We start from the raw sequence: 25,704 nt of genomic DNA, 5'->3' as shown, positions 1-25,704 counted from the left end.
TGTTCGACGTGCTGACATGCGAAGACGCCGCCGCCGGCGGACCGGCGGCGGCGTCGCAGCGTATCGCCCTCGAACGTGTCGGGGACATGCACGGAGCGTCCTTGGGACGAACCCGTGACCGGACTTCGGATCAGTGGCGCGCGGAAGCGCTGCGCCGGCGCAGACCGAAGACGGCGCCGCCGCCCACGACGACCAGGGCGCCCGCGATGCCCGCGATCATCCCGGTGTTGCTACCGCCACCGGTCTCGGCGAGGTTGCCGCTCGGCGACGGGGAACTGGTGTCGGCCACCGCGGCGACGGACGTGCTCGCCACGGCGCTCGGGCTGTCGGACGCCGCCGGGGAAGAGGCCGACGTCGACGGCGAGGTGGAGGGCGAGGCCGAGGGAGCGGTCGCGGGCGCCGACGGGGAGGCGGGCGAGGTGGGCGCCGACGCGCCGCACTCGGTGTTCGGCAGGGTGACGCCGTTGGCCACCGACTGGTTGTCGAAGTACCCCTGGACGGACGCGAGCACCTGATAGTGCGCGCCCGCGGACCACGGCACGGAGATGGTGAAGTCACCGCTGTCGGTGTACTTCTGCTGGGCGACCTGCTTGCCGCTGTCGTCCTTGACCGTGATCGTGACCGGACGGGTGCGGTCGGTGTCGTGCACGGTGATGACGCCGTTGCCGCTCTGCTGGTCGCAGGTGGCGGAGCCGGTGAACGAGAAGTCCTTGATGTTGCAGGCTGACGCGGTGCCTGCGACGCCGAGCGCGAGAGCGACTGCGGCGGAGGCAACGCCTACGTAACGCACCGTCAGGGAGGTGCGGCGGGAGGATATGGACACGTTTGCCCTTCACAGAAATCGGAGCAGAAGTGCGGATGGCCATCAGGCATGTGACACAGTGACCCCCCGGTCACCGCCAATGGCCCACACAGCTCTACAAGCGAGCGCAACCGCTTGTCAATTGGTCGCAAACCGACCGCTAAACCTGTCCACGTGCACAAAGTTCACACAAACCGTCGCGATCCCGTGTGGGTTTATTACAGAGTTGAGACGCGGGGAACCCCGGCACCCCTCGACGGCGTCCTACGCGCGCACCGCCGGCGGGCCGCCGCGCCCGCGAGCGCACCCGCCGGTCCGGCGGCAATTGCACACGGGCCCGGCCGGGAACGGCCGGGCCCGCGGTGGCGCCTCCCACTCCTGCCGGCGGGCTCAGCCCTTGAGGAGCTGACGGGCCATCACGATCCGCTGGACCTGGTTGGTGCCCTCGTAGATCTGGGTGATCTTGGCGTCGCGCATCATGCGCTCCAGCGGGTAGTCCCGGGTGTAGCCGTAGCCGCCGAGGAGCTGGACGGCGTCGGTGGTGATCTCCATGGCCGCGTCGGAGGCGTAGCACTTGGCGGCGGCGCCGAAGAACGTCAGGTCGGCGTCGGAGCGCTCGGACCTGGCGGCGGCGGCGTAGGTGATCTGCCGGGCGGCCTCCAGCTTCATCGCCATGTCGGCCAGCATGAACTGGATGCCCTGGAAGTCGGCGATGGCCTTGCCGAACTGCTTGCGCTCCTGGACGTATCCCTTGGCGTAGTCCAGCGCGCCCTGGGCGATGCCGAGCGCCTGGGCGGCGATGGTGACGCGGGTGTGGTCCAGGGTCTTCATCGCGGTGGCGAAGCCGGTGCCCTCCTCGCCGATCATCCGGCTCGCGGGGATGCGGACGTTGTCGAAGTAGACCTCGCGGGTCGGGGACCCCTTGATGCCGAGCTTCTTCTCGGGCGCGCCGAAGGAGACGCCCTCGTCGCCCTTCTCGACCACGAACGCCGAGATGCCCTTCGACCGCTTCTCGGGGTCGGTCACGGCCATCACCGTGTAGTACTCCGAGACGCCGGCGTTGGTGATCCAGCGCTTGACGCCGTTGAGGACGTAGGTGTCGCCGTCGCGCACCGCGCGGGTCTTCATGCCCGCGGCGTCGGAACCGGCGTCCGGCTCCGACAGCGCGTAGGAGAACATGCCCTCCTTGCGGGCCAGCGCGCCGAGGTACTTCGCCTTCAACTCCTCGGAGCCGGACAGCTGGACCGGCAGCGAGCCCAGCTTGTTGACCGCCGGGATGAGGGAGGACGACGCGCAGACCCGCGCCACCTCCTCGATCACGATCACGGTGGACAGCGCGTCGGCGCCGGAGCCGTCGTACGCCTCGGGTACGTGGATGGCGTGCAGGTCGTTGGCCTCCAGGGCGTCGCGCGCCTCCTGGGGGAAGCGCGACTGCTCGTCGACCTCGGCGGCGAAGGGGGCGATCTTGGCCTCGGCGAGCGACCGGACGGCGTCGCGGAGCATCTCGTGCTCCTCAGAGGTCCGGAACAGGTCGAAGTCGGCTGCGGCCATGAAGTCTCACTCCCGAGTGTTTGCTACCGTTCAGTAACTCCGCAACCCTACGGTTGCGGGGCGGCGGGTGCCAACGGGCCCGCGCCTGTGATCTTTCCCCTGCGTGACGTTGGCGACACCGGGCCGCGCCGATCACGACACGTTCTTGCCCAGGGTGTCGACGCCGTCCGTGGTCGCCAGGTAGTGCGCCATGGTGTCGTTGCGCATCGCCTCCCACAGCTCGTCCGAGGCGTTGGCGTCCAGCAGCACCACCGACTGCTTGTCGACGGTGTCGAAGCCCGCGACCGGCGCGTTCATGAACGCCATGTCCTTCGACCGCACCCCGCGCAGGTGCCACACCAGGTCGCGCAGGTCGCTGTCGGTCAGCCGGTCGTCGAAGCTGACCACCGAAGTGACCTGGTCGAGGGTGCGCTTGAGCTTCAGCGGGTTGGTGAAGGTGCCGGTGGACAGCAGCTTGCCGAGCACGGCGCGCAGGAAGTTCTGCTGGCGGTGGGTGCGGTCGAGGTCGCCGCGCGGCAGGCCGTAGCGCTCACGGACGTAGTCCAGCGCCTCGGCGCCGTCCATGTGGTGGGTGCCCGCGGTCCACACGCCGCCGGGGCCGTTGCGCCGCGAGACGGTCTTGTCGACGGTGATGTCCACCCCGCCGATCGCGTCCGTGAGCTTCTTGAAGCCGCTCCAGTCGATCACCATCAGGTGGTCGATCCGCACCTTCGTCAGGCGCTGCACCGTGTCGATCAGCAGCGGCGGGCCGCCCCAGGAGAAGGCCGCGTTCAGCTTGGCCCTGCCGTGGCCGGGGACGTCCACCCAGGAGTCGCGGGGCAGCGAGACGACGTAGGCGTTCTTGTGGTCCGCGGGGATGTGCACCAGCATCATCGTGTCGCTGCGCTGGGCTCCCGGCTTCCACTCGGGCGCCTTGGCGCCCTTGCCGGTGGTGGGCAGGTCGGACCGCGCGTCCAGGCCGACGAGCAGGAACGTCTGGCTGCCGCTGCGGGACGGCTGCGGCACCGCGGACTGCGGCACGTCGGTGGGGAAGGCGTTGGGGATGCGCTGCACCCGGCCGGTGTAGTGGTGGTAGGCCCAGTAGCCGGTGCCGACGATCAGCAGGGCGCCGACGCACAGCAGGCTCAGGGCGGCGTAGAGGACCCGGCGGGTACGGCGCCGCCGCCGCGCCCGCCGGTCGGGCGCGAGGTCCTCGGGGCCGGGGTCCTTGGGTGCGGGGCCTTCGGGGCTGGGCTCGGCAGACCCGCCTTGGGGGTCCATGGGTGCGGGGTCGGGCTCGGCGGGCCGGCCTCGGGGGTCCAAGGGTGCGGGTTCGGAGGGTGCCTGCTCCGGGCCCGAGGAGGCGTTCGGATCTTCGCCCGTGCCGTCCGGTCCAGCCTCGTACGCCATGACGCACCCCCACCCCGGTTGGCCTGTGGCCGTATGGACGCATTGTGGCCCCTCGGCCGCCGCCGCACGCTGGATTCGGCCGAGCCGGTCCGGACTATGCTTCGGCGCATGCCTCTGAAGCTCACCGTCATCGGCACCGGTTACCTCGGCGCCACCCATGCCGCCGCCATGGCCGAGCTGGGATTCGAGGTGCTCGGCCTCGACATCGACGAGAGCAAGATCGCCACCCTGGCCCAGGGCCGGGTGCCGATGTACGAGCCCGGCCTGGAGGACCTGCTGGCCAAGCACGTGGCCGGGATCGAGGGCTCCAGCGGGCGGCTGCGCTTCACCACGTCGTGGGAGGAGGTCGCCGACTTCGGCGACGTGCACTTCGTCTGCGTCAACACCCCGCAGAAGCAGGGCGAGTACGCCTGCGACATGAGCTACGTGGACAGCGCCGTCAGCCTGCTCGCGCCGCACCTGCGCCGGCCCGCGCTGGTGGTGGGCAAGTCCACCGTGCCGGTCGGCAGCGCCGCCCGGCTGGCCGGGATGCTGCGCGAGCTGGCACCGGCGGGCGACGGCGTCGAGCTGGCCTGGAATCCGGAGTTCCTGCGCGAGGGCTTCGCGGTGCAGGACACCCTGCACCCGGACCGGATCGTGGTCGGCGTGGCCAGCGAGCGCGCCGAGTCCCTGCTGCGGGAGGTCTACGGCGGGCCGATCGCGGAGGGGACGCCGTTCATCGTCGCGGACTACCCGACCTCCGAGCTGGTCAAGACCGCCGCGAACGCCTTCCTCGCCACGAAGATCTCCTTCATCAACGCCATGGCCGAGGTGTGCGAGGCCGCCGGCGGCGACGTCGCGGTGCTCGCCGAGGCCATAGGGCACGACGACCGGATCGGGAAGAAGTTCCTGCGCGCCGGGATCGGCTTCGGCGGCGGCTGCCTGCCCAAGGACATCCGCGCGTTCATGGCGCGGGCCGGCGAGCTGGGCGCGGACCAGGCGCTGACCTTCCTGCGCGAGGTCGACTCCGTCAACATGCGGCGCCGCACCCACATGGTGGAGTGGGCCCGCGAGGCGCTGGGCGGCAGCTTCCTCGGGCGCCGGATCGCGGTGCTCGGCGCCGCCTTCAAGCCCGACTCCGACGACGTGCGCGACTCCCCCGCGCTGAACGTCGCGGGCCAGATCCACCTCCAGGGCGGCCAGGTCACCGTCTACGACCCCAAGGGCATGGCCAACGCCCGGCGGCTCTTCCCGACCCTGGGGTACGCCGACAGCGCCCTGGACGCGGTCCGCGGCGCGGACATCGTCCTGCACCTCACCGAGTGGCGCGAGTTCCGCGACCTGGACCCGGTCGCGCTGGCCGACGTGGCCGGGCAGCTGCACATCCTCGACGGGCGCAACGCGCTCGACGCGGAGCTGTGGCGCAAGGCGGGCTGGACCTTCCGCGCGATGGGCCGCCCCAACGCGTAACGACGCGGGGCACGCGGCCTCGTCCGCCCCAGGCGCCGCCTGACTGCGTGTCAGGGTGTCCTGTGCGCCGCCGCGTTCACTTCCGGCCGCGGTAGGCCCGCATCTTCGCCCGGCTGCCGCAGACCGCCATCGAGCACCACCGGCCGCGGCCGGCCGGGCTGCGGTCGTAGTAGGCCCAGCGGCAGGTGTCGGCCGCGCACGCCTTCAGACGGTGCCAGGTGCCGTCCGCGGCGGCCGCCGCGATCGCCGCGGCCACCTGCGCGGTCAGGGCCGCGACGCCGTCGTCCGTAGGGCCCGGCACCACCGTGGCGGCGCCCGCCGGATCGACCGCGAGCCGCAGCGGGGCCGCGGCCAGCAGCCCGTCCAGCGCGGCGACCGCCTCCGGCGCCATGTCGGTGCCCGCGTGCGCGGAGCAGGCGTCGCGCAGCGCCTCGCGCAGCGTCAGGACCATGTCGAGCCCCGCCCAGTCGAAGCCGCCGCCCGCTGTGATCCCGTGCTCGCGCGCCCATGCCGCCAGCGCCTCCGGGCTGCCCAGCGCGTCGGATTCCGTGTCCTCCAGGTCGACGGTGTTGACCAGGTCCTGCACCAGCCGAAGCGACTGGGGTGCGGCATGGCGGTCTCCGGGCTGCTCCACCCCCGCAACGTTACTGCCGAATCAGCCTTGCAGCGTTACCCCAATGCCGCCATCATGAGGTAACGGTTACCAGCAAGGACCGGAAGCAGGTAACGCTCCCGGGCCGCCTGACACCTTATGGAGCCCGCATGATCGGCACCCTCGGCGCTGTCGTCCTCGACTGCCCGGACCCCGCCTCGCTCGCCGCCTTCTACGCGGAACTGGTCGGCGGCACCGTCGACGCCGAGGACAGCACCTGGGTCGACCTCAACCGCGAGGACGGGCAGCGGCTGTCCTTCCAGCTCGCCCCCGCCCATAGGGCGCCGGCCTGGCCGGACCCGGAGCGGCCGCAGCAGTTCCACCTGGACATCGCGGTGCCGCGCGAGCAGATGGACACCGCCGAGCAGCAGGTCCTCTCCCTGGGCGCGACCCTGCTCGAGGGCGACCAGGGCGGCACGCGCAACTGGCGGGTGTACGCCGACCCGGCGGGCCACCCCTTCTGCCTGTGCGCCTGCTGACCGGGCACTCGTCGGCGCCCGTCGGACATCAGTAGGACCCGGCCGCGCGGCGCCCGGCCCGCCCGACTCCAGGACGTGTCCCATCCGTGGCCTGGGCGTATCCCCGCCGTAGCCCGGCCCCGCGATGCTGCGATCGGACCCGGCCGCCCGGCCGGGTCCGGCAGCCGGCGACCGGCCGGCGCCGGGCCGGTGACGAGCGGGGCGGGGGGCGGGTGCGATGCCGCGGACGCCTGCCAGGGTCCGCCGCAGGACGCGCGTCCCGGCGCCCGGCCCGCCCGCGGCCGGCACGAGCAGCGCGGACACCGCCGCCGAGGAGGAGGCCCAGGACCAGCCCGGGCGGGCCGGCAGGGCCCTGTGGCGGCGCCTGCCGCTGCGTACCGCCGCCGGGCTCGTGCCGGCCGTCCTGGTCGGCGTGTGGGCGCTCGCGCACCGCTCCTTGATGGCGTCGGGCGTGCACGACCTGGTCTCCGCCGACCCCGGCTGGCTGCTGGCGGCGCTGGCCTGCACCGGCCTCGGCTGGGCCGCCAACTCCGTCGCCCGCCAGGGCACCGTCCTGGAACCCCTGCCCCGGCTCCCGCTGCTGGCCACCCAGTTCGCGGCGACCGCCGCCGGCCAGCTCGCCCCCGCCGGGCTCGGCGCCAGCGCGGTCAACCTGCGGTTCCTGCGCGTCAACGGGGTGCCGCTGGCCCGCGCGACGGCCGCCCTCGCGCTGTACTCGCTCGCCGAGTCCTGCTGCCGCGTGGGCCTGCTGCTGGTGCTGCTCGCCGCCAATCCGCACGCCCTGCACGCCAAGGGCCTGCTGCCGGACGGGGACGGGCTCCTGCTGCTGGCCGCGGCGGCCGCCGCGGTGACCGCCGCGGCCGTCCTCACCCTGGTGCTCGCCGGCTCGCTGCGCCGCGCGGTCGCCGGGTTCGTCACCGACGCGCTCGCCGACGCCCGCACCCTGCACGCGCGGCCGGAGCGCGCACTGGCGCTGTGGGGCGGATCGCTGGTCTTCCCGCTGATCCAGGCCGCGTCGATGGCCGCCGTCGCCCGCGCCCTCGACCTGCCGGTCGCGCCGGTGCCCGTCGCGCTCGCCTACCTCGCCGCCACCTGCGCGGCCGCCCTGGTGCCCACCCCCGGCGGCATCGGCTCGGTGGACGCGGCCCTGGCGATCGCCCTGGTCGCCGCGGGCGCCCCCACCGGGGCGGCCGCGTCGGCGGTGCTCGCCTTCCGGATCGTCACCGTGTGGCTGCCGCTGCTGCCCGCCGCCCTGACCCTGAGCGCCCTGATCCGCCGCAAGGTGCTCTGACCGGCCGCCGCCACGGGTCTGTGGACCACCGGGCCGCCAGGGCCCGGCGCGGACTACCATCAAGCCCATGACCCGCGTACTTCTCGCCGAGGACGACGCATCCATCTCGGAACCGCTCGCACGCGCCCTGCGCCGCGAGGGCTACGAGGTCGAGGTGCGCGAGGACGGACCCGCCGCGCTGGAGACCGCGCTGCTCGGCGCGGTCGACCTGGTGGTGCTCGACCTGGGCCTGCCCGGCATGGACGGTCTGGACGTGTGCCGCCGCATCCGCACGGAGGGACACGCCTTCCCCGTCCTGGTGCTCACCGCGCGCGCCGACGAGGTGGACACCGTGGTCGGCCTGGACGCCGGTGCCGACGACTACGTCACCAAGCCGTTCCGCCTCGCCGAACTGCTCGCCCGGGTCCGGGCCCTGCTGCGGCGCGGCACCACCGAGTCCGCCCAGCCCTCCACGCACGGGGTGCGGATCGACGTCGAGTCGCACCGCGCCTGGATGGGCGACGACGAACTCCAGCTCACCGCCAAGGAGTTCGACCTGCTGCGGGTCCTGGTGCGGGACGCCGGCCGGGTGGTCACCCGCGAGCAGCTGATGCGCGAGGTGTGGGACACCACCTGGTGGTCGTCGACGAAGACCCTGGACATGCACATCTCCTGGCTGCGCAAGAAGCTCGGCGACGACGCGGCCAACCCGCGCTACATCGCCACCGTCCGCGGCGTCGGCTTCCGCTTCGAGAAGAACTGACCCGCCCGCTCGATGCGCCGCCGCCTGATCACCTCCACGCTGGCCGTGGTGCTCGTCGTGATCGCCGTCTTCGGCATCTCCCTGGTGATCGTGGAAGCGCGGACCATCCAGAGCAGCGCCCAGGACGGCGTGCAGTCCGAGGCGGTCCGGCTCACCGGGATCGTGGAGAACCGCATCCTGGCCGGTGAGTCGGTCGACGCCAAGGGCCTGGACCGGCAGATCGCCGACAACCGGTACGCGCTCGTACGGGTGCCCGGACGGCCCGAGGTGCACCTCGGCGACCGGCCCTCGGGCGCGGTCCTGAAGTCCACGCAGCGCGGCGACCACGGCGAGTCCGTCACCGTGGAGGAGTCGCGCTCCACCGTCAGCCGGCAGATCGGCCGCACCCTGCTGGTGATCCTCGCGGTGGCGCTGCTGGCGGTGCTGGCCGCGGTGGTGCTGGCGATGCGCCAGGCACGGCGGCTGGCCAGCCCGCTCACCGACCTCGCGGAGACCGCCGAGCGCCTCGGCTCGGGCGATCCGCGCCCCCGCCACCGCCGCTACGGGGTGCCGGAACTCGACCGGATCGCGGACGTCCTGGACGCCAGCGCCGAGCGCATCGGCCGGATGCTCACCGCGGAACGCCGGCTCGCCGCCGACGCCTCCCACCAGCTGCGCACCCCGCTGACCGCGCTGTCCATGCGGCTGGAGGAGATCATGGACAGCGCCGACGACCACGAGGCGGTGAAGGAGGAGGCGGCGATCGCGCTGGGCCAGGTCGAGCGCCTCACCGACGTCGTGCAGCGGCTGCTGACCAACTCACGCGACCCGCGCAGCGGTTCCGCGGTCGACTTCGAACTCGACGAGGTGATCCGGCAGCAGGTCGAGGAGTGGCGGCCGGCCTACCAGAACGAGGGGCGCGCCGTGGAGCTGTCCGGCACCCGCGGGCTGCGCGCGGTCGGCACCCCGGGCGCGGTCGCCCAGGTGCTCGCCACCCTGATCGAGAACTCGCTGATGCACGGCGCCGGCACCCTCGCCCTGCACACCCGGGTGACCGGCAACCAGGCCGTGGTGGAGGTGTCGGACGACGGCTCCGGGGTGCCGCCGGACCTGGGCGCCAGGGTCTTCGAGCGGACCGTCAGCGGCCGCAACTCCACCGGGCTCGGCCTCGCGGTGGCCCGCGACCTCGCCGAGGCGGACGGCGGGCGGCTGGAACTGCTCCAGCAGCGGCCGCCGGTCTTCGCCCTCTTCCTCGCCCAGGAGATCACCCCGCCGCCACCGCGCCAGGAGGTCATCAGCTGAGGCGCTGGGGCAGGCGGCGGCCCGGGGGGTTCGGTGCGGCGATCGCGGGACCCTAGCCGATCCGGTCGGCGGCCGCCCGCTTCTGCTTGCCGACCTTGTCCCGCTTCGCGGGCCCGGCCGCGGTGAGGAACGACTCCGCCTGCTCCACCGCCTCGCGGGCCGGCAGCCGCCGGAACACCCAGGTGCGGTAGGACCAGAAGCGGAAGAGGGTGGCCACCCCGATACCGGCGAACTTGAACACGTTGCTCTGCAACTGGGTGTCCCAGCCGAAGCCGTACGTCGCCGCGTAGAGCACGCCGTTCTCGATCACCAGGCCGATGATGCTGAAGAACAGGAAGAGGCTGAGCTCCTTGGTGCGGCCCGCCCGGTCCCGGTCGCGGTAGGTGAAGTACCGGAAGCCGACGTAGTTGAAGACGATCGACACCATGGTGGCCACGATGCTGGCGCGTACCGTCTGCAACCCCGTGTTGTGCCGGACCAGGTTGAACACGCCGATGTTGACGAGCACACCCGCCGCGCCGACCGCGCCGAACTTGGCGATCTCGCGGTAGATCAGGGCAAGCTTCGATCGCAGTGCGCGCAGTCCGCTCATGATGTCGCTGGGCCTGGTTCTGTCGGGGTCTGGGGACTCGGCTTCCTGGTGGGATCGGGGCGCCGGATGGCGACGGTTCGACCACAGCCTAGCTGCCTCGGGGAGGAAGACGGCCTGCGAAGGCCGTGAGTTCCGTCCGGCGGCCGGCGGATATCCTGGACAGCACCCAGCCCCCGTACCACCGGCAGGACCCTCACCGTGACATTTCCCGTAGTCGGCATGGTCGGCGGCGGCCAGCTCGCCCGTATGACCCACGAAGCCGGCATCCCCCTCGGCATCCGCTTCCGCCTGCTCAGCGACACCCCGCAGGACTCCGCCGCCCAGGTCGTGTCCGACGTGACCGTCGGCGACTACCGGGATCTGGACACTCTGCGTGCCTTCGCCGCGGGCTGCGACGTGATCACCTTCGACCACGAGCACGTGCCCACCGAGCACCTGCGCGCCCTGGAGTCGGACGGCATCGCGGTGCGGCCCGGGCCCGACGCCCTGGTGCACGCCCAGGACAAGGCGGTCATGCGCCGCCGCCTCGCCGAGATCGGCGTGCCCTGCCCGCGCAACAGGGTCGTGGCCGACCCCGCCGACGTGGTGCGCTTCGCCGCCGAGGGCGACGGCTTCCCCGTGGTGTTGAAGACCGCCCGCGGCGGATACGACGGCAAGGGCGTGTGGGTCGTCCGCTCCGAGGCGGAGGCCGCCGAGCCGTTCAAGGCCGGGGTGCCGGTGCTCGCCGAGGAGAAGGTGGACTTCGTCCGCGAGCTGGCCGCCAACGTGGTGCGCTCGCCGCACGGCCAGGCGGTCGCCTACCCGGTGGTCGAGTCGATCCAGGTGAACGGCGTGTGCGACACCGTGATCGCGCCGGCGCCCGGGCTGCCGGACGTGCTGTCCGCCGCCGCGCAGCAGCTGGCGCTGACCGTCGCCGCCGAACTGGGTGTGGTCGGGCACCTGGCGGTCGAGCTGTTCGAGGTGCGCCGCCCGGACGGCAGCTCCGAGGTGCTCGTCAACGAACTCGCCATGCGCCCGCACAACAGCGGCCACTGGACCATGGACGGCGCGGTCACCTCGCAGTTCGCCAACCACCTGCGCGCCGTGCTCGACCTGCCGCTCGGCGACCCGCGCCCCCGCGCGCCCTGGACGGTGATGGCCAACGTCCTGGGCGGCGACTACCCCGACATGTACCCGGCGTACCTGCACTGCATGGCGCGCGACCCGGGCCTGAAGATCCACATGTACGGCAAGGACGTGAAGCCCGGCCGCAAGGTCGGCCACGTGAACACCTACGGCGACGACCTGGCCGACGTGCGCGAGCGCGCCGACCACGCGGCCGGCTACCTGCGAGGAACCATCGATGAGTGAAGCGCCGTCCCCCGCCGTCGGCATCGTGATGGGCTCCGACTCCGACTGGCCGGTGATGGAGGCCGCGGCCGAGGCCCTGGACGAGTTCTCGGTGCCCTACGAGGTCGACGTGGTCTCCGCGCACCGGATGGTGCACCAGATGGTCGCCTACGGTGAGCAGGCCGCCGACCGCGGCCTGAAGGCGCTGATCGCGGGCGCGGGCGGCGCCGCCCACCTGCCGGGGATGCTGGCCGCGGTCACCCCGCTGCCGGTGATCGGGGTGCCGGTGCCGCTGAAGTACCTGGACGGCATGGACTCCCTGCTGTCGATCGTGCAGATGCCCGCGGGCGTGCCCGTCGCCACGGTGTCGGTGGCCGGTGCGCGCAACGCCGGGCTGCTGGCCGTACGCATCCTGGCCGCCCATGACGCGGAGCTGCGCGCGCGGATGAGCGAGTTCCAGACGTCGCTGACCGAGCAGGCCACGGAGAAGGGCGACCGGCTGCGTGCGAAGGTGAAGGGGACCGCGGGCTTCGGCTTCGCCCGGTAGCCGCCGCGGACCGCCGCCCGTCGAGGGGTGCGTGCCCGGTGGGCGCGCACCCCCGCAACGCACTTGGAGCCCCTGTGGACCGCCGCCTCGACCGCGCCCGTGACCTGCTGGCCGCCCACCCCGTGGTGGACGGCCACAACGACCTGCCGTGGGCGCTGCGCGAGCAGGTCGCGTACGACCTGGACCGGTTCGACCTCACCGCCGACCAGAGCGCCCGCACCCACACCGACCTGCCGCGGCTGCGGGCCGGCGGGGTGGGCGCGCAGTTCTGGTCGGTCTACGTGTCGGTGTCGCTCAAGGGCGGTGCCGCGCTGACCGCGACCCTCGAACAGGTCGACGTGGTGCGCCGGCTGGCCGAGCGCCACCCCGACGACCTGCTGCTGGCGACCACCGCCGACGACATGGAGGCGGCACGCGCCTCGGGCCGGATCGCGTCCCTGATGGGTGCCGAGGGCGGGCACTCCATCGACTGCTCGCTGGCCGCGCTGCGCGCCCTGTACGCGCTGGGGGTGCGCTACATGACGCTCACCCACAACGACAACACCCCCTGGGCGGACTCGGCGACCGACGAGCCCGCCGCGCACGGCCTGACCGCCTTCGGCGAGGAGGTGGTGCGCGAGATGAACCGGCTGGGCATGCTGGTGGACCTCTCGCATGTCTCCCCCGACACGATGCGCGACGCGCTGCGGGTGGCGCAGGCGCCGGTGCTGTTCTCGCACTCCTCCTCGCGCGCGGTCTGCGACCACCCGCGGAACATCCCCGACGACGTGCTCGCCCTGCTGCCCGGCAACGGCGGTGTGGCGATGGCCACCTTCGTGCCGAAGTTCATCCTGCCCGCCGCGATCGAGTGGACCCAGGAAGCGGACGCGAACATGCGCGCCCACGGCCTGCACCCCCTGGACACCACCCCGGCGGGCATGGCGGTGCAGCACGCCTTCGAAGCGGTGCACCCGCGGCCGGCCGCCACCTCGGCCACCGTCGCCGACCACCTCGACCACATGCGCGAGGTCGCGGGCATCGACCACCTGGGCATCGGCGGCGACTTCGACGGCACCGCGTTCACCCCCACCGACCTCGCCGACGTGGCCGGCTACCCCCACCTCGTCGCCGAACTGCTCGGCCGCAACTGGTCCGACACCGACATCGCGAAGCTCACCTGGCACAACGCGGTACGGGTGCTGCGCGACGCGGAGTCTGCGGCCGCCGCCCTGCGCACGCAGCGGGGCCCGTCGGTGGCCACGATCGGGCAGCTCGACGGGTGAGCCCGCCGGTCAGGCCGTCGGGCACACCCGCGCCCGGCGGCCCGACCGGCCGCAGGAAGGGGCCTGGCCGCCCTTCTGACGGCCCGGCGGCCCCGCAGTGGGCACAGATACCGCCGACCGCCCGACAGCGCGCCGGAGGGGCTACTGCGGGGCCGCCAGCTCCGCCCACACGGTCTTGCCCGGGCGGTCGCCGTCGCGGACCACGCCCCAGTCCAGGCAGAGCCGCTGCACGATGAACATGCCGTGGCCGCCGGGGCGCCCCGCGCGGTGCGGGGAGCGCGGCGCGGGTTCGCCGCGGCCGCCGTCGGTGACCTCCAGCCGCAGCGCCTTGCCGCTGCGCAGCAGCCGCAGCTCGTCGGGGCCGCCGGCGTGCAGGCACGCGTTGGTGACCAGCTCCGAGACCACGAGCAGCACGTCCTCGGCGGCGGCCCGGCGGTCCGCGGTGGAGCCGGGCAGCCAGCCCCACTCGCGCAGCGCCTGGCGGGTGAAGTCCCGGGCGCGCGGCACGATGCCGCTCTCCCCGGAGAGCGCCAGCCGCCGCACCGGCTCGGGTGCGGTCGACCGCGCTTCGGCGCCGCTCTCGCCGTCGCCCGCGTCGGGAGCGCGGTCACCCGCGGCGTACGGCCGGGTGGTGCTCATCTTGGCCTCACCTCACGGATGTCCGGCTGGGTCCGAACGTTCTTCTGCCCGGTCGATCTCCGGGAACACGCCTCCCGCGTGACCAATGCGTCTGCGAACCGGCTGATCCCTCTCATGCAGCTTGCCCCCCTCCCCCGCCCGGCTACTCCTGGAGTGCCTCGTCGAGTGTCTCGTGCACGCTGAACACCGCGTCTGCGCCGGTGATCTCGAATACCCGCGCGACCGTCGGCCGCATGGCCGCGAGGTGCACCGAACCCCCGCCCGCCTCGGCCTGGAGCCGTGCCCCGAGCAGCACGTTGAGCCCGGTGGAGTCGCAGAACTCCAGGCCCGAGCAGTCCACCACCAGCCGGGTCGCGCCCTGCTCGACGGCCGTGGTGATCGGCCCGGCGAGCAGGTCGGCGGTGTAGTGGTCGAGCTCTCCCGACGGGGTGAAGACCGTACTGCTGCCGTGCTGCCGTACGTCGACGCGCAGCCTTCGGCCGAGATCGGCGGTGCCCACCGCCTCGTGGTCCATCTGTTCTCCTCGCCGCGTCCCTGGTCACACACCCTGCGTCCCTGGGGTGACGCGAGCCTGACCATAACCGTTCCGGGTTGCGCGCGGTAGTCGGCCGTGCAGGCCCCGGACTTGCGGCATACCGCCGAATGGCGGTAGGGCTGGAGTACGGCAGAGGAAAGACCACCCGCGCCGCAAGAGAGGGATGAGCGCATGACACCCCGGCTCGGCCCGGACCAGGACCAGGAGCAGCAGGGGGGCGGCCCAGGCCATCTCGACCCCGGTCACTTCGACCTCGAGCTCGACGGGCTGCCCGAGATCCCGCCCTACGAGGAGATCGGCCCGGTCGACGCCCGGGCGCTGTCCAAGACGCTCTTCGGCCGGTTGCAGGCCCTCGAGGAGGGCACCGGCGAGTACAGCTACGTCCGCAACACGCTCGTGGAGCTGAACCTCGCGCTGGTGAAGTTCGCCGCCTCCCGCTTCCGCAGCCGCAGCGAGCCGATGGAGGACATCGTCCAGGTCGGCACGATCGGCCTGATCAAGGCGATCGACCGGTTCGAGCTGGCCCGCGGGGTGGAGTTCCCGACCTTCGCGATGCCGACGATCGTCGGCGAGATCAAGCGGTTCTTCCGGGACACCTCCTGGTCGGTCCGGGTGCCGCGGCGGCTTCAGGAGCTGCGGCTCGACCTGGCCAAGGCCGGTGACGAGCTCGCCCAGCAGCTCGACCGCACCCCGACCGTGCGGGAGCTGGCCGACCGGCTGGACCTGCCCGAGCACGAGGTGATCGAGGGCATGGCGGCGAGCAACGCCTACACCGCCAGCTCCCTGGACGCCCAGCCCGCCGAGGACGACCCGGAGGGCGCGCTCGCGGACCGGATCGGGTACGACGACCACGACCTGGAGGGCGTGGAGTACGTCGAGTCGCTCAGGCCGCTGATCGCCAAGCTGCCGGCCCGGGACCGGACCATCCTGTCGCTGCGCTTCGTCGGCAACCTCACCCAGTCGGAGATCGGCGAGGAGCTGGGCATCTCGCAGATGCACGTCTCCCGGCTGCTCAGCCGCACCCTCGCCAGGCTGCGCCGCGGCCTGATGGTGGAGGAGTAGCGCGAGGTCCCCGGCAGGAAGCAGCCCGCACGCCGCCGTCGAGGTGCTCAGCGGGGCCGGTCGCCGTACTGGGTCCTGCTCTCCTCGATGGCGGCGTTGTGCTCGATCGCCCAGCTCGCGAGGGTCAGGGCGGGCGGGATCAGGCTCTTGCCCATGTCGGTGAGGGCGTACTCCACGCGCGGCGGGACCTCGGCGTAGGCGGTGCGGGAGACCAGGCCGTCGCGCTCCAGGTTGCGCAGCGTCAGGGTCAGCATCCGCTGGGAGATGCCGGGGATGTGCTGGTGCAGCTCTGTGAAGCGCATCCGGTTGCCGTCGAGCGTGGCCACGACCAGCATCGTCCACTTGTCGCAGATCCGGTCCAGGATCGCGCGGATCGCCCGGCCGCCGTCGCCGCGGATCATGCAGGTGTGCTCGTAGCGCGCCAAGGCGCTCCTCCAGGTGTCGTGCGGGGCACGTCCGGTGTGCGTTGAGCACACGCGTGTGCCTTTTGTAAGGCTTCCGACGGTCACCCATGATGGGGCAACTTACGGTTCGTAACCATTGGGGGTTGCCGTGCATGTCGCGTACTGGGTGCTGGCGGTGCTGCTCGCGGTGTTCTACGCCTACTCGGGCGGCAAGAAGCTCGTGCAGGACCGGGATCGGCTGCGGCCGATGATGGGGTGGGTCGACCAGGTGCCCATGGCGCGGGTCAGGGCGATCGGGGCGGTGGAGCTGCTCGGGGCGCTCGGGCTGCTGCTGCCGCCGCTGACCGGTGTGGCGGTCGGGCTCGCGGTCGCGGCCGCGATCGGCCTGGCCCTGGTGCAGGTCGGGGCCGGCGCGCTGCACCTGTCGCGCGGGGAGGTGCGGGAGATCGGACTCAACGTCGCCCTGCTGGTGGTGGCCGCGGTGGCCGCGTGGGCGGCCGCGTCCCTGGTGTGACCCGGGGCCGCGGCAGAGGGCCGGTGGTGGCGCCCGCGCGCCCCCACCGGCCCTCTGCGTACCGGCGTACCGGCCCTGCCCGTACCCGGCCCGGAGGTGTCCCCGGCCTGCCGGCCGCCCGCGCTAGCCGACGGAGGTGTTCGCGGCCGACGCCGCCTTCGCCGCCTCGGCGCCGAAGGCGCCCTCGGCCAGCCGCTCCTCCAGCCGCTGCCCCTCGATGTCCGGGTCGGGCACGAAGCGCCCGAACCACTTCGGGTGGTACCAGATCCGGCCGCCGACGATGGCCATCACCGCCGGGACCAGGGTCAGCCGCACCACGAAGGCGTCGAGGAAGACGCCGACGGCGAAGCTGAAGCCGATCGCCTTGATGGTCGGGTTGGAGGTGAAGGTGAAGGCCACGAAGATCGAGAACATGATCAGCGCGGCCGCGGTGACCACCCGGGCCGACAGTGAGGTGCCGCGCTGCACCGCGGCGCGGGCGTCGCCGTGCCGGGTGTACTCCTCCTTGATGCGGGAGACGACGAACACCTCGTAGTCGCTGGACAGGCCGAAGATGATCGCGAGCATGATGATCGGCAGGAAGCTGATCGTCTCGCTCGGGGTGATGCCGAACAGGTGCTTGCCCCAGCCCCACTGGAAGACGGCGACCTGGGCGCCCAGGGCCGCGGCCATCGACAGCAGGAAGCCGACGATGGACTTCAGCGGCACCAGGATCGTGCGGAAGGCGAAGGTCAGCAGCACGAACGCCAGGCCGACGACCGCGATCAGGAAGACCGGCAGCGCGCTGGAGAGCTTGGCGGACACGTCGATGTTGGAGGCGGTGGTGCCGCCGACGAGGATGTGCGCGCCGGTGCCGGACTCGATCGCGGTCCGGTTGTCGCGCAGGTGGTGCACCAGGTCCTGGGTGGCGGCGTCGTTCGGTCCGGACTTCGGGACCACCCGGATCAGCGAGGTGCTGTGCTGCCCGGCGAGCGGGGTGACCTGGGCGACGTCCGCCTGCCGGCCGAGCGAGGCGGCGATCTTCGCGGTGTCCGCCGGCGCGGAGACGTCCTCGACGACGACCAGCAGCGCGCCGTTGAAGCCGGCGCCGAAGCCCTCGGTGGTCAGGTCGTACGCCTTGCGCTGGGTGTTGTCGGTCGGCTGGGAGGCGCCCGAGGGCAGGCCGAGCCGGATGCTGGCGGCGGGGATCGCCAGCACGCCCAGCAGCACCACGCCGATCACGGCGACCACCACGCGGTGCCGTACGACGAACCGCGCCCAGCGGGCGCCCGCGGTGCTGTACGGGTCGGCGGCGGTACGGCGCGCCACCCGCTCGGCGTGCGCGCCGAACTTCGGCAGCCGGCTGAAGCGGGCGATCCGGGGGCCGGCGAAGCCGAGGAGCGCGGGCAGCAGGGTCAGCGCGATGAGCAGTGCCACCGCGACCGAGGCGGCCGCGGACAGGCCCATGATCGTCAGGAACGGGATGCCGACCACGGTCAGGCCGCACAGGGCGATGATCACCGTGAGCGCGGCGAAGACCACCGAGCTGCCCGCGGTGCCCATCGCCAGCGGCACCGACTCCTCCGGTGAGACGCCGCGCAGCAGGTTGGCGCGGTGCCGGGACAGGATGAACAGGCCGTAGTCGATGCCGCAGGACAGCCCCAGCATCAGGGCGACGGTGGTGGAGGCGGAGGCGATGGTGATGACGGAGGCGACCGCCGTCACCCCCATCAAGGTGGTGATCACCCCGATGATCGCGCTGATGATCGGCATGCCGGCGGCGGCGAACGTGCCGAAGGTGATCATCAGGATCGCGAAGGCGATCACCAGGCCGACCAGTTCGGGCGTCTCGGAGATCTCGAAGCGCCAGCCCGGGTAGACGCTGCCGTTGTACTCGACCTGCACGCCGGCGGCGCGCACCGGTTTCATCGCGTCCTGCACGGCGTCGAGGTTGGCGTCCTTGACGTCCGGCGGCTTGGCGGTCCACTGGACCTGGCCGAGCGCGATCCGGCCGTCCTTGGAGACCAGGCGGCTGGTGAACGGGTCCACCGACTTCGACACCTGGGGCACGGACGACACCTTGGCCATCGCCGTGCGGATCTGCTTCTGCGTGGCGGGCGAGGTCACCGTGGTGCCGCTCTTCACCGCGAAGACGATGGTGCTCTGCCCGCCGCTGAACGCGGGGAGCTTGGCGCTGAGCACGTCGGACGCCTTCTGCGCCTCGGTGCCCGGGATCGTGAAGTCGTCGTTCGTCTTGCCGCCGCTGAGCTGGGCGATCGTGACGGCGGCGATCGCGGCCACCAGCCACAGCACGAGAACGAGGACGCGTCGCCGATAGGAAAAGCGGGCCAGGCGGTACAGATAACTGGACATAAGTGTCTTTCCCCACGTCTCCCGTGCATCCGGCGTCGGGTCGGCGCGGTTGCCGTCCCGCTCGACGACGCTAGGCTTTCACTAGCCGCTCGTCAAGCGAACCACTGGCCGATCGGCAGGTGATTCACCGGCCGCAGGCCAGTGAAACCGCCATGCCGGAAGGCACTCGCGGCGCGATGGGCCCGGCCGAACACCAGGTCGGACCGCGGGTCGGACCGAACGCGCACGGGCCCGGTGCGCGAGCTGGTGACGCTGTGTCCGGTGGCTTGTATGCTGCGCAAATCACGGGGGACGAAGGAGGAAAGCAGCCATGGCGACGTCGGCCAGGGGCCTGACCAGCCGCGCGGCGCAGGCCGAGCAGACCCGGCAGCAGATCCTCGACACCGCCCAGCGGCTCTTCTCGGAACTCGGCTACAGCGCGACCTCGCTCCAGATGATCGCGGACGAGCTGGGACTGACAAAGGCGGCGGTCTACTACCACTTCCGGGCGAAGCACGACATCCTGCACGCGGCGATGCAACCCGGGATGGAGCGGCTGAAGGCGCTGCTGGACGAGGCGGCGGCCCTCAGGGGCCGGCGGGCCAGGACCGAGCACCTCGTGCACGGCTTCGTGGCCTTCCTCGTCGCCAACCGGCAGAACATGGTGATGGCCGCGACCGACCCCGAATGGCACGAGCACCCGGACAAGTCCCATGTGACCGCCCTGCACGAGCGCGGGCTGCGGCTGATCTTCGGCGAGCGGCCCACCGGTGCCGAACGGCTCGCGTACGGCGTGGTCTTCACCGTGCCGGACCGCCTGGCCGAACTGACCGACCTCCCCGACGGCGAACTGTACGAGGTGCTGGCCTCGACCCTGCTGCGCATCCTGCGGGTGCCGCCCGCCCGGACCTGACCGGCCGCCGGTCGGGGGCGCGGCAGGGCCGCGCGCTCACCCGGCCGGGTACTGCGGGCGGACCCGCTCGCCCGCCTGCCACACGGCCGCGGTGAGCGGCACACCCGGGCGGTAGGCGAGGTGCACATGCGTGGGGGCGTCCAGCAGGTGCAGGTCCGCCCTGGCGCCGGGGGCGACCGTCCCGACGTCGGTACGGCGCAGGGCCCGCGCGCCGCCGAGGGTGGCGGCGCGGACCGCCTCGTCCGGGGTCATGCCCATGTCGCGGACGGCGACGGCGACGCAGAAGGCCATCGACGACGTGTACGACGACCCGGGGTTGCAGTCGGTGGACAGTGCCACGGTCGCCCCGGCGTCGAGCAGGCGCCGCGCGTCGGGGTAGGCGGCGCGCGTGGAGAACTCGGCGCCCGGCAGCAGGGTGGCCACGGTCTGGCCGCTCGCCAGGGCGTCCACGTCGGCGTCGGTAAGGTGGGTGCAGTGGTCGGCCGAGGCGGCGCCGAGCTCCACCGCGAGCCGCACGCCCGGGCCGTGGCCGAGTTGGTTGGCGTGCACCCGCGGGGTCAGCCCGCGGGCGGCGCCCGCCTCGAGGACCGCCCGTGCCTGGTCCCCGTCGAAGGCGCCCTCCTCGCAGAACACGTCCACCCAGCGGGCGTGCGGCGCGCACGCGTCGAGCATCGGGCCGGTGACGAGCGCGACGTACCCGGCGGGGTCGTCGGCGAACTCCGGGGCGACCACGTGGGCGCCGAGATATGTCGTCTCCGGGGTCTGCCCGGCCGCGATCCGCAGCGCGCGGGCCTCGTCGTGGACGGTCAGCCCGTAGCCGGACTTGACCTCGACCGTGGTGGTGCCCTGCCGCCGGGCCTCGGCGAGCAGGCGGGCGAGGTTGCCGGCCAGTTCCGCGTCGGAGGCGGCCCTCGTGGCCGCGACGGTGGTGCGGATGCCGCCGGCCGCGTACGGCTGCCCGGACATCCGCGCGGCGAACTCCGCGGCGCGGTCGCCCGCGAAGACGAGGTGGGCGTGGGAGTCCACGAAGCCGGGCAGGAGCGCGCGGCCGCCGGCGTCGACCCGGTTGTCAGTGGTGGGTGCTTTGCTGGAGGCACCGGTCCAGACGACGCGGTCGCCCTCGATGACGACGGCGGCGTCGCGGACCGTGCCAAGAGGGTTGTCCGCGCTGCTGAGGGAGGGATCGTTGGTGACCAGGCTGCCGATGTCGGTGATGGCCGTACTGACGGTCATGGCCTGCTCCTTCGTGGTGCTCGCGTGGACACGGGGGCCCGCGGCGGCGCGGCTGCCCGCCGGGGTTCGGGACCGTTTCGCGGGAGTACGGGGGTCCTCCGCGAAACGCTCCCGTCCCGGGGGCCGGCTGCGCGCCGGTTCGGCGGCGCGCCGTGCGCCCGCGGCATGGCCCGCCCCACTCGTCCCTCTGCTCGTAGGCTTGCTCGTACGCCTGCTCGTACGCCTGCCGCGCCGCGCACGGGTGCCGGCCGCCCTCAGCCGCGCACGGCGGCGATCGCCGCGGCCAGCGCGCCCGCCACGTCCGGCACCCGCAGGTGCCGCCCGTCCGCGACGATCTGCCGCCCCGCCACCACGGTGTGCCGCACGTCCGCCGCGGTCGCCGCGAATACCGCGGTCTCGGCGCCGAGCCGGGGCGGCGGCCCCGCGGTGCGGACCGAGTCCAGCGCGATCGTGGTGAAGTCGGCGAGCGCGCCCGGCGCCAGCCGGCCCGCGTCGGGCCGGCCGAGACTGGCGTGCCCGTCGGCGGTGGCCGCGCGCAGCAGCTCCGCGGCGGTCCAGTGGCCGCGGGTGCGGGTGCGCAGCCGCTCGTTCAGCTCCATCGCGCGGGCCTCCTCCAGCAGGTCCACCACGGCGTGGCTGTCGCTGCCCAGGGCGAGCGGGCTGCCGGCCCGCTGAAGCGCGGGCGCGGGGCCGATCCCGTCGGCGAGGTCGCGTTCGGTGGTGGGGCACATGCACACCGCGGACCGCGCGCCGCCCAGCAGCGCGATGTCCTCGCCGGTGAGGTGGGTGGCGTGCACCGCGGTGGTGTTCGGGCCCCAGAAGTCCGCGTCGGCGAGCAGCCGGGCCGGGGTGCGGCCGTGCACGGCCAGGCACGCGTCGTTCTCGGCGGGCTGCTCGGACAGGTGGATGTGGACCGGCACGTGCCGGGTGCGCTCCGCGAAGGCGGTGTAGCCGTCGCTGTCCGCGAAGGCCCGTACCGAGTGCAGGGCCGCGCCGATCCGGGCGTGCCCGGCGCCGTTCGCGTCCTCGGCGTCCTCGGCGTCCGCCAGCAGTGACCAGCGGTCGTACCACTGGTCGGCGGTGCCGTCGCCGAAGCGCCGCTGCGCGCCGTCCAGCGGCAGGTGGCCGCGCTCGGTGAGGCCGCCGCGCAGGTAGGCGGTGTCGAGCAGGGTGATCCGGATGCCCGCCTCGGCGGCCGCTGCGATCAGCGCCCGGCCCATCGCGTTGGGGTCGGCGTAGGGCGTGCCGTCGGGCTGGTGGTGCAGGTAGTGGAACTCGCCGACGCAGGTGATGCCCGCGAGCGCCATCTCGGCGTAGACCGCGCGGGCCAGGTCGAAGTAGGAGTCGGGGGTGAGGAGGGAGGCGGTGGCGTACATGGTCTCGCGCCAGGTCCAGAAGGTGCCGCCGCCCCGCTGGGCGGTGCCGCGCAGGGCGCGGTGGAAGGCGTGGCTGTGCGCGTTGGCCAGGCCCGGCAGCGTCAGGCCGCGCAGCGCGACGGCGCCGGGCGGAGGGGCGGGTGTGCCGGTGCGCAGCGCGGTGATCCGGCCGCCGTCCGCGGTCAGCAGCACGCCCGGCTCGACCGCGGGGTCCAGCCAGGCGTGCTCCAGCCAGTACGTCACCGGCACGCGAGCCCCTCCAGTACGTCGGCGAGCGCGGTGACGCCCGCGGCGCAGTCGTCCTCGGCCGCGAACTCCGCCGGCGCGTGCGAGACGCCGGTGGGGTTGCGTACGAACAGCATGGCGGTCGGCACCGCCGTGGCGAGGATGCCGGCGTCGTGTCCCGCGCCGGTCGGCAGCACCGGGGCGGGCGCGTCGGTGCCGAGCAGGGCGGCGAGCCGGTCGCGCAGGGCGTGCGCGAACTCGACCTCCGGGGTGAAGGACTCGCGGACCACGTCCACGGCGACTCCGTCGCGGAGGCCGCCCTCGCGTGCGGCGCGCTCGATCCCGGCCACGACGGCGGCGAGCGTCTCCTCGTCGGCGGCGCGGGAGTCGAGCCAGCCGCGGACGCGGGAGGCGATGGCGTTGACGCCGCCCGGTTCGACGGCGATCTTGCCGAAGGTGGCCAGCGCGCCGGCCAGCCGGGCCTGTTCGCGGGCGGCGAGCACCGTGCCGGCGTAGGTCAGCATCGGGTCGTGCCGGTCCGCGAGGCGGGTGGTGCCGGCGTGGTTGGCCTCGCCGTGGAAGTCGAAGCGCCAGCGGCCGTGCGGCCAGATCGCGGAGGCAACGCCGACCGGGTGGCCGGTCAGGTCCAGCGCCCGGCCCTGCTCGACGTGCAGTTCGACGAACGCGCCGACGCGCGCCAGCCGTTCGGGGTCGGCGCCGATCGCGTCGGGGTCGTACCCGGCGTGCTCCATGGCGCGGGCGAGCGTCACCCCGTCGGCGTCGCACAGCTGCCGGGCGTCCTCGGCCGTCAGGCGGCCCGCGGTCAGCCGGGAGCCGACGCAGGCCAGGCCGAAGCGGGCGCCTTCCTCGTCGCCGAAGTTCACCACGGCGAGCGGGCGGCGCGGCTGCGCGCCCCGGGCGCGCAGCTCGTCCACCGCGGCGAACGCGGAGACGACGCCCAGCGGCCCGTCGAAGGCGCCGCCGTCGGGCACGGAGTCCAGGTGCGAGCCGGTGACCACCGCGTCGCCGGCCGAAGGGTCGCCGAGCCAGGCCCACTGGTTGCCGTTGCGGTCGGTCTCGTACGCCAGGCCGCGGGCGGCGGCCTGCTCGCGGAACCAGGCGCGGCAGTCGGTGTCGGCGGGCGTCCAGGCGTAGCGGCGGTAGCCGCCGCTGGCGGCGTGGCGGCCGACGGCGGCCAGCTCGCGCCACATCGTCTGGAAGCCGGGCACCGAAGGGGCCCGGCCGGCCCGGGCACCGGCCGCCGGCCGGTCCGCGCCGCCCGGTCCGTCCGCGCCGCCGCCCTGCTTCCTCGCGGCGTCGCTCACGCTCCGTCGCCCTCCCGCATCGGCACCCGCACGCCCCGCTGCCCGGCGATCTCCTCGGCGCGGTCGTACCCGGCGTCCACGTGCCGGATGACGCCCATGCCGGGGTCGTTGGTGAGCACGCGGCGGATCTTCTCCGCGGCGAGCGGGGTGCCGTCGGCGACGGTGACCTGGCCGGCGTGGATGCTGCGGCCGATGCCGACGCCGCCGCCGTGGTGGATGGAGACCCAGGAGGCGCCCGAGGCGACGTTGACCATCGCGTTGAGCAGCGGCCAGTCGGCGATGGCGTCGGAGCCGTCGAGCATGCCCTCGGTCTCCCGGTAGGGGGAGGCGACGGAGCCGGTGTCCAGGTGGTCGCGGCCGATGACGATCGGCGCCTTGAGGGTGCCGTCGGCGACCATCTCGTTGAACCGCTCGCCGGCGCGGTCCCGTTCGCCATAGCCGAGCCAGCAGATGCGGGCGGGCAGGCCCTGGAAGTGCACGCGCTCGCCGGCGAGCTTGATCCAGCGGGCCAGCGACTCGTTCTCGGGGAAGAGGTCGAGGATCGCCTTGTCGGTGTGGTGGATGTCGGCGGGGTCGCCGGACAGCGCCGCCCAGCGGAAGGGGCCCTTGCCCTCGCAGAACAGCGGCCTGATGTAGGCGGGCACGAAGCCGGGGAAGGCGAACGCCCGCTCGTACCCGGCGAGCTGGGCCTCGCCGCGGATGGAGTTGCCGTAGTCGAAGACCTCGGCGCCGGCGTCCTGGAAGCCGACCATCGCCTCGACGTGCCGGGCCATGGACTCCCGGGCCCGCTGGGTGAAGTCGGCGGGCTTGTCGGCCGCGTAGGCGGCCATGTCGGCGAAGTCCATGCCGAGGGGGAGGTAGGCGAGCGGGTCGTGCGCGGAGGTCTGGTCGGTGACGACGTCGATCGGCGCGCCCATGGCGAGCAGCCGCGGCAGCACCTCGGCGGCGTTGCCCAGCACCCCGACGGACAGCGGGCGGCGGGCGTCGCGGGCCTCGGTGGCCAGGTGCAGCGCCTCGTCGAGGGAGTCGGCGCGCACGTCGAGGTAGCGGTGCTCGATGCGGCGGTCGATGGCGCGCGGGTCGCAGTCGACGCAGATGACCACGCCGCCGTTCATCGTCACGGCGAGCGGCTGGGCGCCGCCCATGCCGCCGAGCCCGGCGGTCAGCGTGATGGTGCCGGCCAGGCTGCCGCCGAAGCGCTTGGCGGCCACGGCGGCGAAGGTCTCGTAGGTGCCCTGGAGGATGCCCTGGGTGCCGATGTAGATCCAGGAGCCGGCGGTCATCTGCCCGTACATCGTCAGGCCGAGTGCTTCGAGGCGGCGGAACTCCTCCCAGGTGGCCCAGTCGCCGACCAGGTTGGAGTTGGCGATCAGCACCCTGGGTGCCCATTCGTGGGTCTGCATCACGCCGACCGGGCGGCCGGACTGGACGAGCATCGTCTCGTCCTGCTTCAGGCCCCGCAGGGTGCGCACCATGGCGTCGAAGGAGTCCCAGTCGCGGGCCGCCTTGCCGGTGCCGCCGTAGACGACGAGCTTGTCGGGATGCTCGGCGACCTCGGGGTCCAGGTTGTTCTGGAGCATCCGCAGCGCGGCCTCCTGCTGCCAGCCCTGGGCGCTCAGTTGGGTGCCGCGCGGTGCGCGCACCGGCCTCGGTCCGGTCATCGGGCAAGCCTCCTTGGTGGCGGCGTCAAATGGGGGTCGTACACGTGGCGCAGCTGGATATTCACATCCTCGTCTGCTGAATACCCCTAGTCAACAGGCCCCGGGTGGAAGTCCCGCGGG

At 73.3% G+C, this 25,704-nt stretch carries 24 protein-coding genes; 11 read left to right on the top strand and 13 right to left on the bottom strand.

The features are described 5' to 3' along the window. Nucleotides 1-130: 130 nt before the first annotated feature. The 3 genes from AC3EVP_RS30395 to AC3EVP_RS30385 form a co-directional block, all read right to left on the bottom strand. Nucleotides 131-823: an LAETG motif-containing sortase-dependent surface protein gene (locus tag AC3EVP_RS30395; RefSeq protein WP_435135458.1), complete on the bottom strand. Its 693-nt coding sequence runs from the start codon at nt 821-823 to the stop codon at nt 131-133. Nucleotides 824-1,192: 369 nt separating this feature from the next. Further along, nucleotides 1,193-2,353 carry an acyl-CoA dehydrogenase family protein gene (locus AC3EVP_RS30390; RefSeq protein WP_335971152.1) on the bottom strand — a complete coding sequence of 387 codons (1,161 nt, stop codon included), beginning with the start codon at nt 2,351-2,353 and terminating at the stop codon, nt 1,193-1,195. Between the two features lie 132 nt (nt 2,354-2,485). After that, nucleotides 2,486-3,613: an LCP family protein gene (locus AC3EVP_RS30385; protein ID WP_435135455.1), complete on the bottom strand. Its 1,128-nt coding sequence runs from the start codon at nt 3,611-3,613 to the stop codon at nt 2,486-2,488. A 237-nt stretch (nt 3,614-3,850) separates the two neighbouring features. Between AC3EVP_RS30385 and AC3EVP_RS30380 the strand changes: the two genes are divergently transcribed. Then, nucleotides 3,851-5,191: a UDP-glucose dehydrogenase family protein gene (locus AC3EVP_RS30380; RefSeq protein WP_335971149.1), complete on the top strand. Its 1,341-nt coding sequence runs from the start codon at nt 3,851-3,853 to the stop codon at nt 5,189-5,191. A 76-nt stretch (nt 5,192-5,267) separates the two neighbouring features. On the opposite strand, the gene AC3EVP_RS30375 is transcribed toward AC3EVP_RS30380, so the two are convergent. Beyond that, a complete protein-coding gene (locus tag AC3EVP_RS30375; RefSeq protein WP_435135453.1) occupies nt 5,268-5,825 on the bottom strand; it encodes a CGNR zinc finger domain-containing protein in 558 nt (185 codons plus the stop codon). Between the two features lie 128 nt (nt 5,826-5,953). Here AC3EVP_RS30375 and AC3EVP_RS30370 point away from each other — a divergent pair, with 128 nt between their 5' ends. The 4 genes from AC3EVP_RS30370 to AC3EVP_RS30355 all read left to right on the top strand — a co-directional run bounded on the left by AC3EVP_RS30370 (nt 5,954) and on the right by AC3EVP_RS30355 (nt 9,636). Beyond that, nucleotides 5,954-6,322, top strand: a complete 369-nt coding sequence (locus AC3EVP_RS30370) for a VOC family protein (RefSeq protein WP_335971146.1) — start codon at nt 5,954-5,956, stop codon at nt 6,320-6,322. A gap of 217 nt (nt 6,323-6,539) precedes the next feature. Next, nucleotides 6,540-7,613 (top strand): lysylphosphatidylglycerol synthase domain-containing protein, encoded by a 1,074-nt coding sequence (locus AC3EVP_RS30365; RefSeq protein WP_435135450.1) that lies wholly within the window; start codon nt 6,540-6,542, stop codon nt 7,611-7,613. Nucleotides 7,614-7,680: 67 nt separating this feature from the next. Beyond that, nucleotides 7,681-8,355, top strand: coding sequence for a response regulator transcription factor (locus AC3EVP_RS30360; RefSeq protein WP_335971143.1), 675 nt, complete (start codon nt 7,681-7,683; stop codon nt 8,353-8,355). Nucleotides 8,356-8,367: 12 nt separating this feature from the next. After that, nucleotides 8,368-9,636: an ATP-binding protein gene (locus AC3EVP_RS30355; protein WP_435135446.1), complete on the top strand. Its 1,269-nt coding sequence runs from the start codon at nt 8,368-8,370 to the stop codon at nt 9,634-9,636. Nucleotides 9,637-9,688: 52 nt separating this feature from the next. Here AC3EVP_RS30355 and AC3EVP_RS30350 read toward each other — a convergent pair whose 3' ends face one another. Next, nucleotides 9,689-10,228, bottom strand: coding sequence for a GtrA family protein (locus AC3EVP_RS30350; protein WP_335971139.1), 540 nt, complete (start codon nt 10,226-10,228; stop codon nt 9,689-9,691). A 219-nt stretch (nt 10,229-10,447) separates the two neighbouring features. On the opposite strand from AC3EVP_RS30350, the gene AC3EVP_RS30345 reads away from it, so the two are divergent. From AC3EVP_RS30345 to AC3EVP_RS30335, 3 genes are all read left to right on the top strand, one after another. Further along, nucleotides 10,448-11,578 carry a 5-(carboxyamino)imidazole ribonucleotide synthase gene (locus AC3EVP_RS30345; protein WP_435135493.1) on the top strand — a complete coding sequence of 377 codons (1,131 nt, stop codon included), beginning with the start codon at nt 10,448-10,450 and terminating at the stop codon, nt 11,576-11,578. After that, a complete protein-coding gene (gene purE / locus AC3EVP_RS30340; protein WP_435135443.1) occupies nt 11,571-12,104 on the top strand; it encodes a 5-(carboxyamino)imidazole ribonucleotide mutase in 534 nt (177 codons plus the stop codon). The genes AC3EVP_RS30345 and purE overlap by 8 nt, the downstream gene beginning before the upstream one ends. A 74-nt stretch (nt 12,105-12,178) precedes the next feature. Further along, complete coding sequence (locus tag AC3EVP_RS30335; RefSeq protein WP_335971135.1) at nt 12,179-13,366, top strand: dipeptidase; 1,188 nt, start codon at nt 12,179-12,181, stop codon at nt 13,364-13,366. Between the two features lie 141 nt (nt 13,367-13,507). On the opposite strand, the gene AC3EVP_RS30330 is transcribed toward AC3EVP_RS30335, so the two are convergent. Together AC3EVP_RS30330 and AC3EVP_RS30325 are read right to left on the bottom strand one after the other, a co-directional pair. Next, nucleotides 13,508-14,005: an ATP-binding protein gene (locus AC3EVP_RS30330; protein WP_335971133.1), complete on the bottom strand. Its 498-nt coding sequence runs from the start codon at nt 14,003-14,005 to the stop codon at nt 13,508-13,510. Nucleotides 14,006-14,147: 142 nt separating this feature from the next. Further along, a complete protein-coding gene (locus AC3EVP_RS30325; protein WP_335971132.1) occupies nt 14,148-14,519 on the bottom strand; it encodes an STAS domain-containing protein in 372 nt (123 codons plus the stop codon). 192 nt (nt 14,520-14,711) lie between these two features. Between AC3EVP_RS30325 and AC3EVP_RS30320 the strand changes: the two genes are divergently transcribed. Further along, a complete protein-coding gene (locus AC3EVP_RS30320) occupies nt 14,712-15,602 on the top strand; it encodes an RNA polymerase sigma factor SigF (protein WP_335971130.1) in 891 nt (296 codons plus the stop codon). A gap of 47 nt (nt 15,603-15,649) precedes the next feature. Here AC3EVP_RS30320 and AC3EVP_RS30315 read toward each other — a convergent pair whose 3' ends face one another. After that, nucleotides 15,650-16,027 carry a winged helix-turn-helix transcriptional regulator gene (locus AC3EVP_RS30315; RefSeq protein ID WP_335971128.1) on the bottom strand — a complete coding sequence of 126 codons (378 nt, stop codon included), beginning with the start codon at nt 16,025-16,027 and terminating at the stop codon, nt 15,650-15,652. Between the two features lie 127 nt (nt 16,028-16,154). On the opposite strand from AC3EVP_RS30315, the gene AC3EVP_RS30310 reads away from it, so the two are divergent. After that, nucleotides 16,155-16,520, top strand: coding sequence for a DoxX family protein (locus tag AC3EVP_RS30310; RefSeq protein ID WP_335971126.1), 366 nt, complete (start codon nt 16,155-16,157; stop codon nt 16,518-16,520). 123 nt (nt 16,521-16,643) lie between these two features. On the opposite strand, the gene AC3EVP_RS30305 is transcribed toward AC3EVP_RS30310, so the two are convergent. Beyond that, the gene (locus AC3EVP_RS30305) at nt 16,644-18,872 is read right to left on the bottom strand and encodes an MMPL family transporter (RefSeq protein ID WP_435135436.1); all 2,229 of its coding nucleotides are present in this window, start codon (nt 18,870-18,872) and stop codon (nt 16,644-16,646) included. Between the two features lie 310 nt (nt 18,873-19,182). Here AC3EVP_RS30305 and AC3EVP_RS30300 point away from each other — a divergent pair, with 310 nt between their 5' ends. Then, nucleotides 19,183-19,764 carry a TetR/AcrR family transcriptional regulator gene (locus AC3EVP_RS30300; protein WP_335971122.1) on the top strand — a complete coding sequence of 194 codons (582 nt, stop codon included), beginning with the start codon at nt 19,183-19,185 and terminating at the stop codon, nt 19,762-19,764. Between the two features lie 36 nt (nt 19,765-19,800). Here AC3EVP_RS30300 and hutI read toward each other — a convergent pair whose 3' ends face one another. The 4 genes from hutI to hutU form a co-directional block, all read right to left on the bottom strand. Continuing rightward, entirely contained in the window at nt 19,801-20,997 is a 1,197-nt protein-coding gene (hutI, locus tag AC3EVP_RS30295; RefSeq protein WP_435135433.1) for an imidazolonepropionase, read from the bottom strand. 254 nt (nt 20,998-21,251) lie between these two features. Further along, nucleotides 21,252-22,622 carry a formimidoylglutamate deiminase gene (locus AC3EVP_RS30290; protein WP_435135430.1) on the bottom strand — a complete coding sequence of 457 codons (1,371 nt, stop codon included), beginning with the start codon at nt 22,620-22,622 and terminating at the stop codon, nt 21,252-21,254. Next, entirely contained in the window at nt 22,613-23,809 is a 1,197-nt protein-coding gene (locus AC3EVP_RS30285; RefSeq protein ID WP_435135491.1) for an allantoate amidohydrolase, read from the bottom strand. The genes AC3EVP_RS30290 and AC3EVP_RS30285 overlap by 10 nt, the downstream gene beginning before the upstream one ends. A 110-nt stretch (nt 23,810-23,919) precedes the next feature. Beyond that, complete coding sequence (gene hutU, locus AC3EVP_RS30280; protein ID WP_435135428.1) at nt 23,920-25,584, bottom strand: urocanate hydratase; 1,665 nt, start codon at nt 25,582-25,584, stop codon at nt 23,920-23,922. Between the last annotated feature and the right edge of the window lie 120 nt (nt 25,585-25,704).

This window comes from Actinacidiphila sp. bgisy144 (assembly GCF_057708105.1).
The sequence above is the reverse complement of the archived record's forward strand: the minus strand, read 5'-3'. Positions and strand labels throughout refer to the sequence as shown.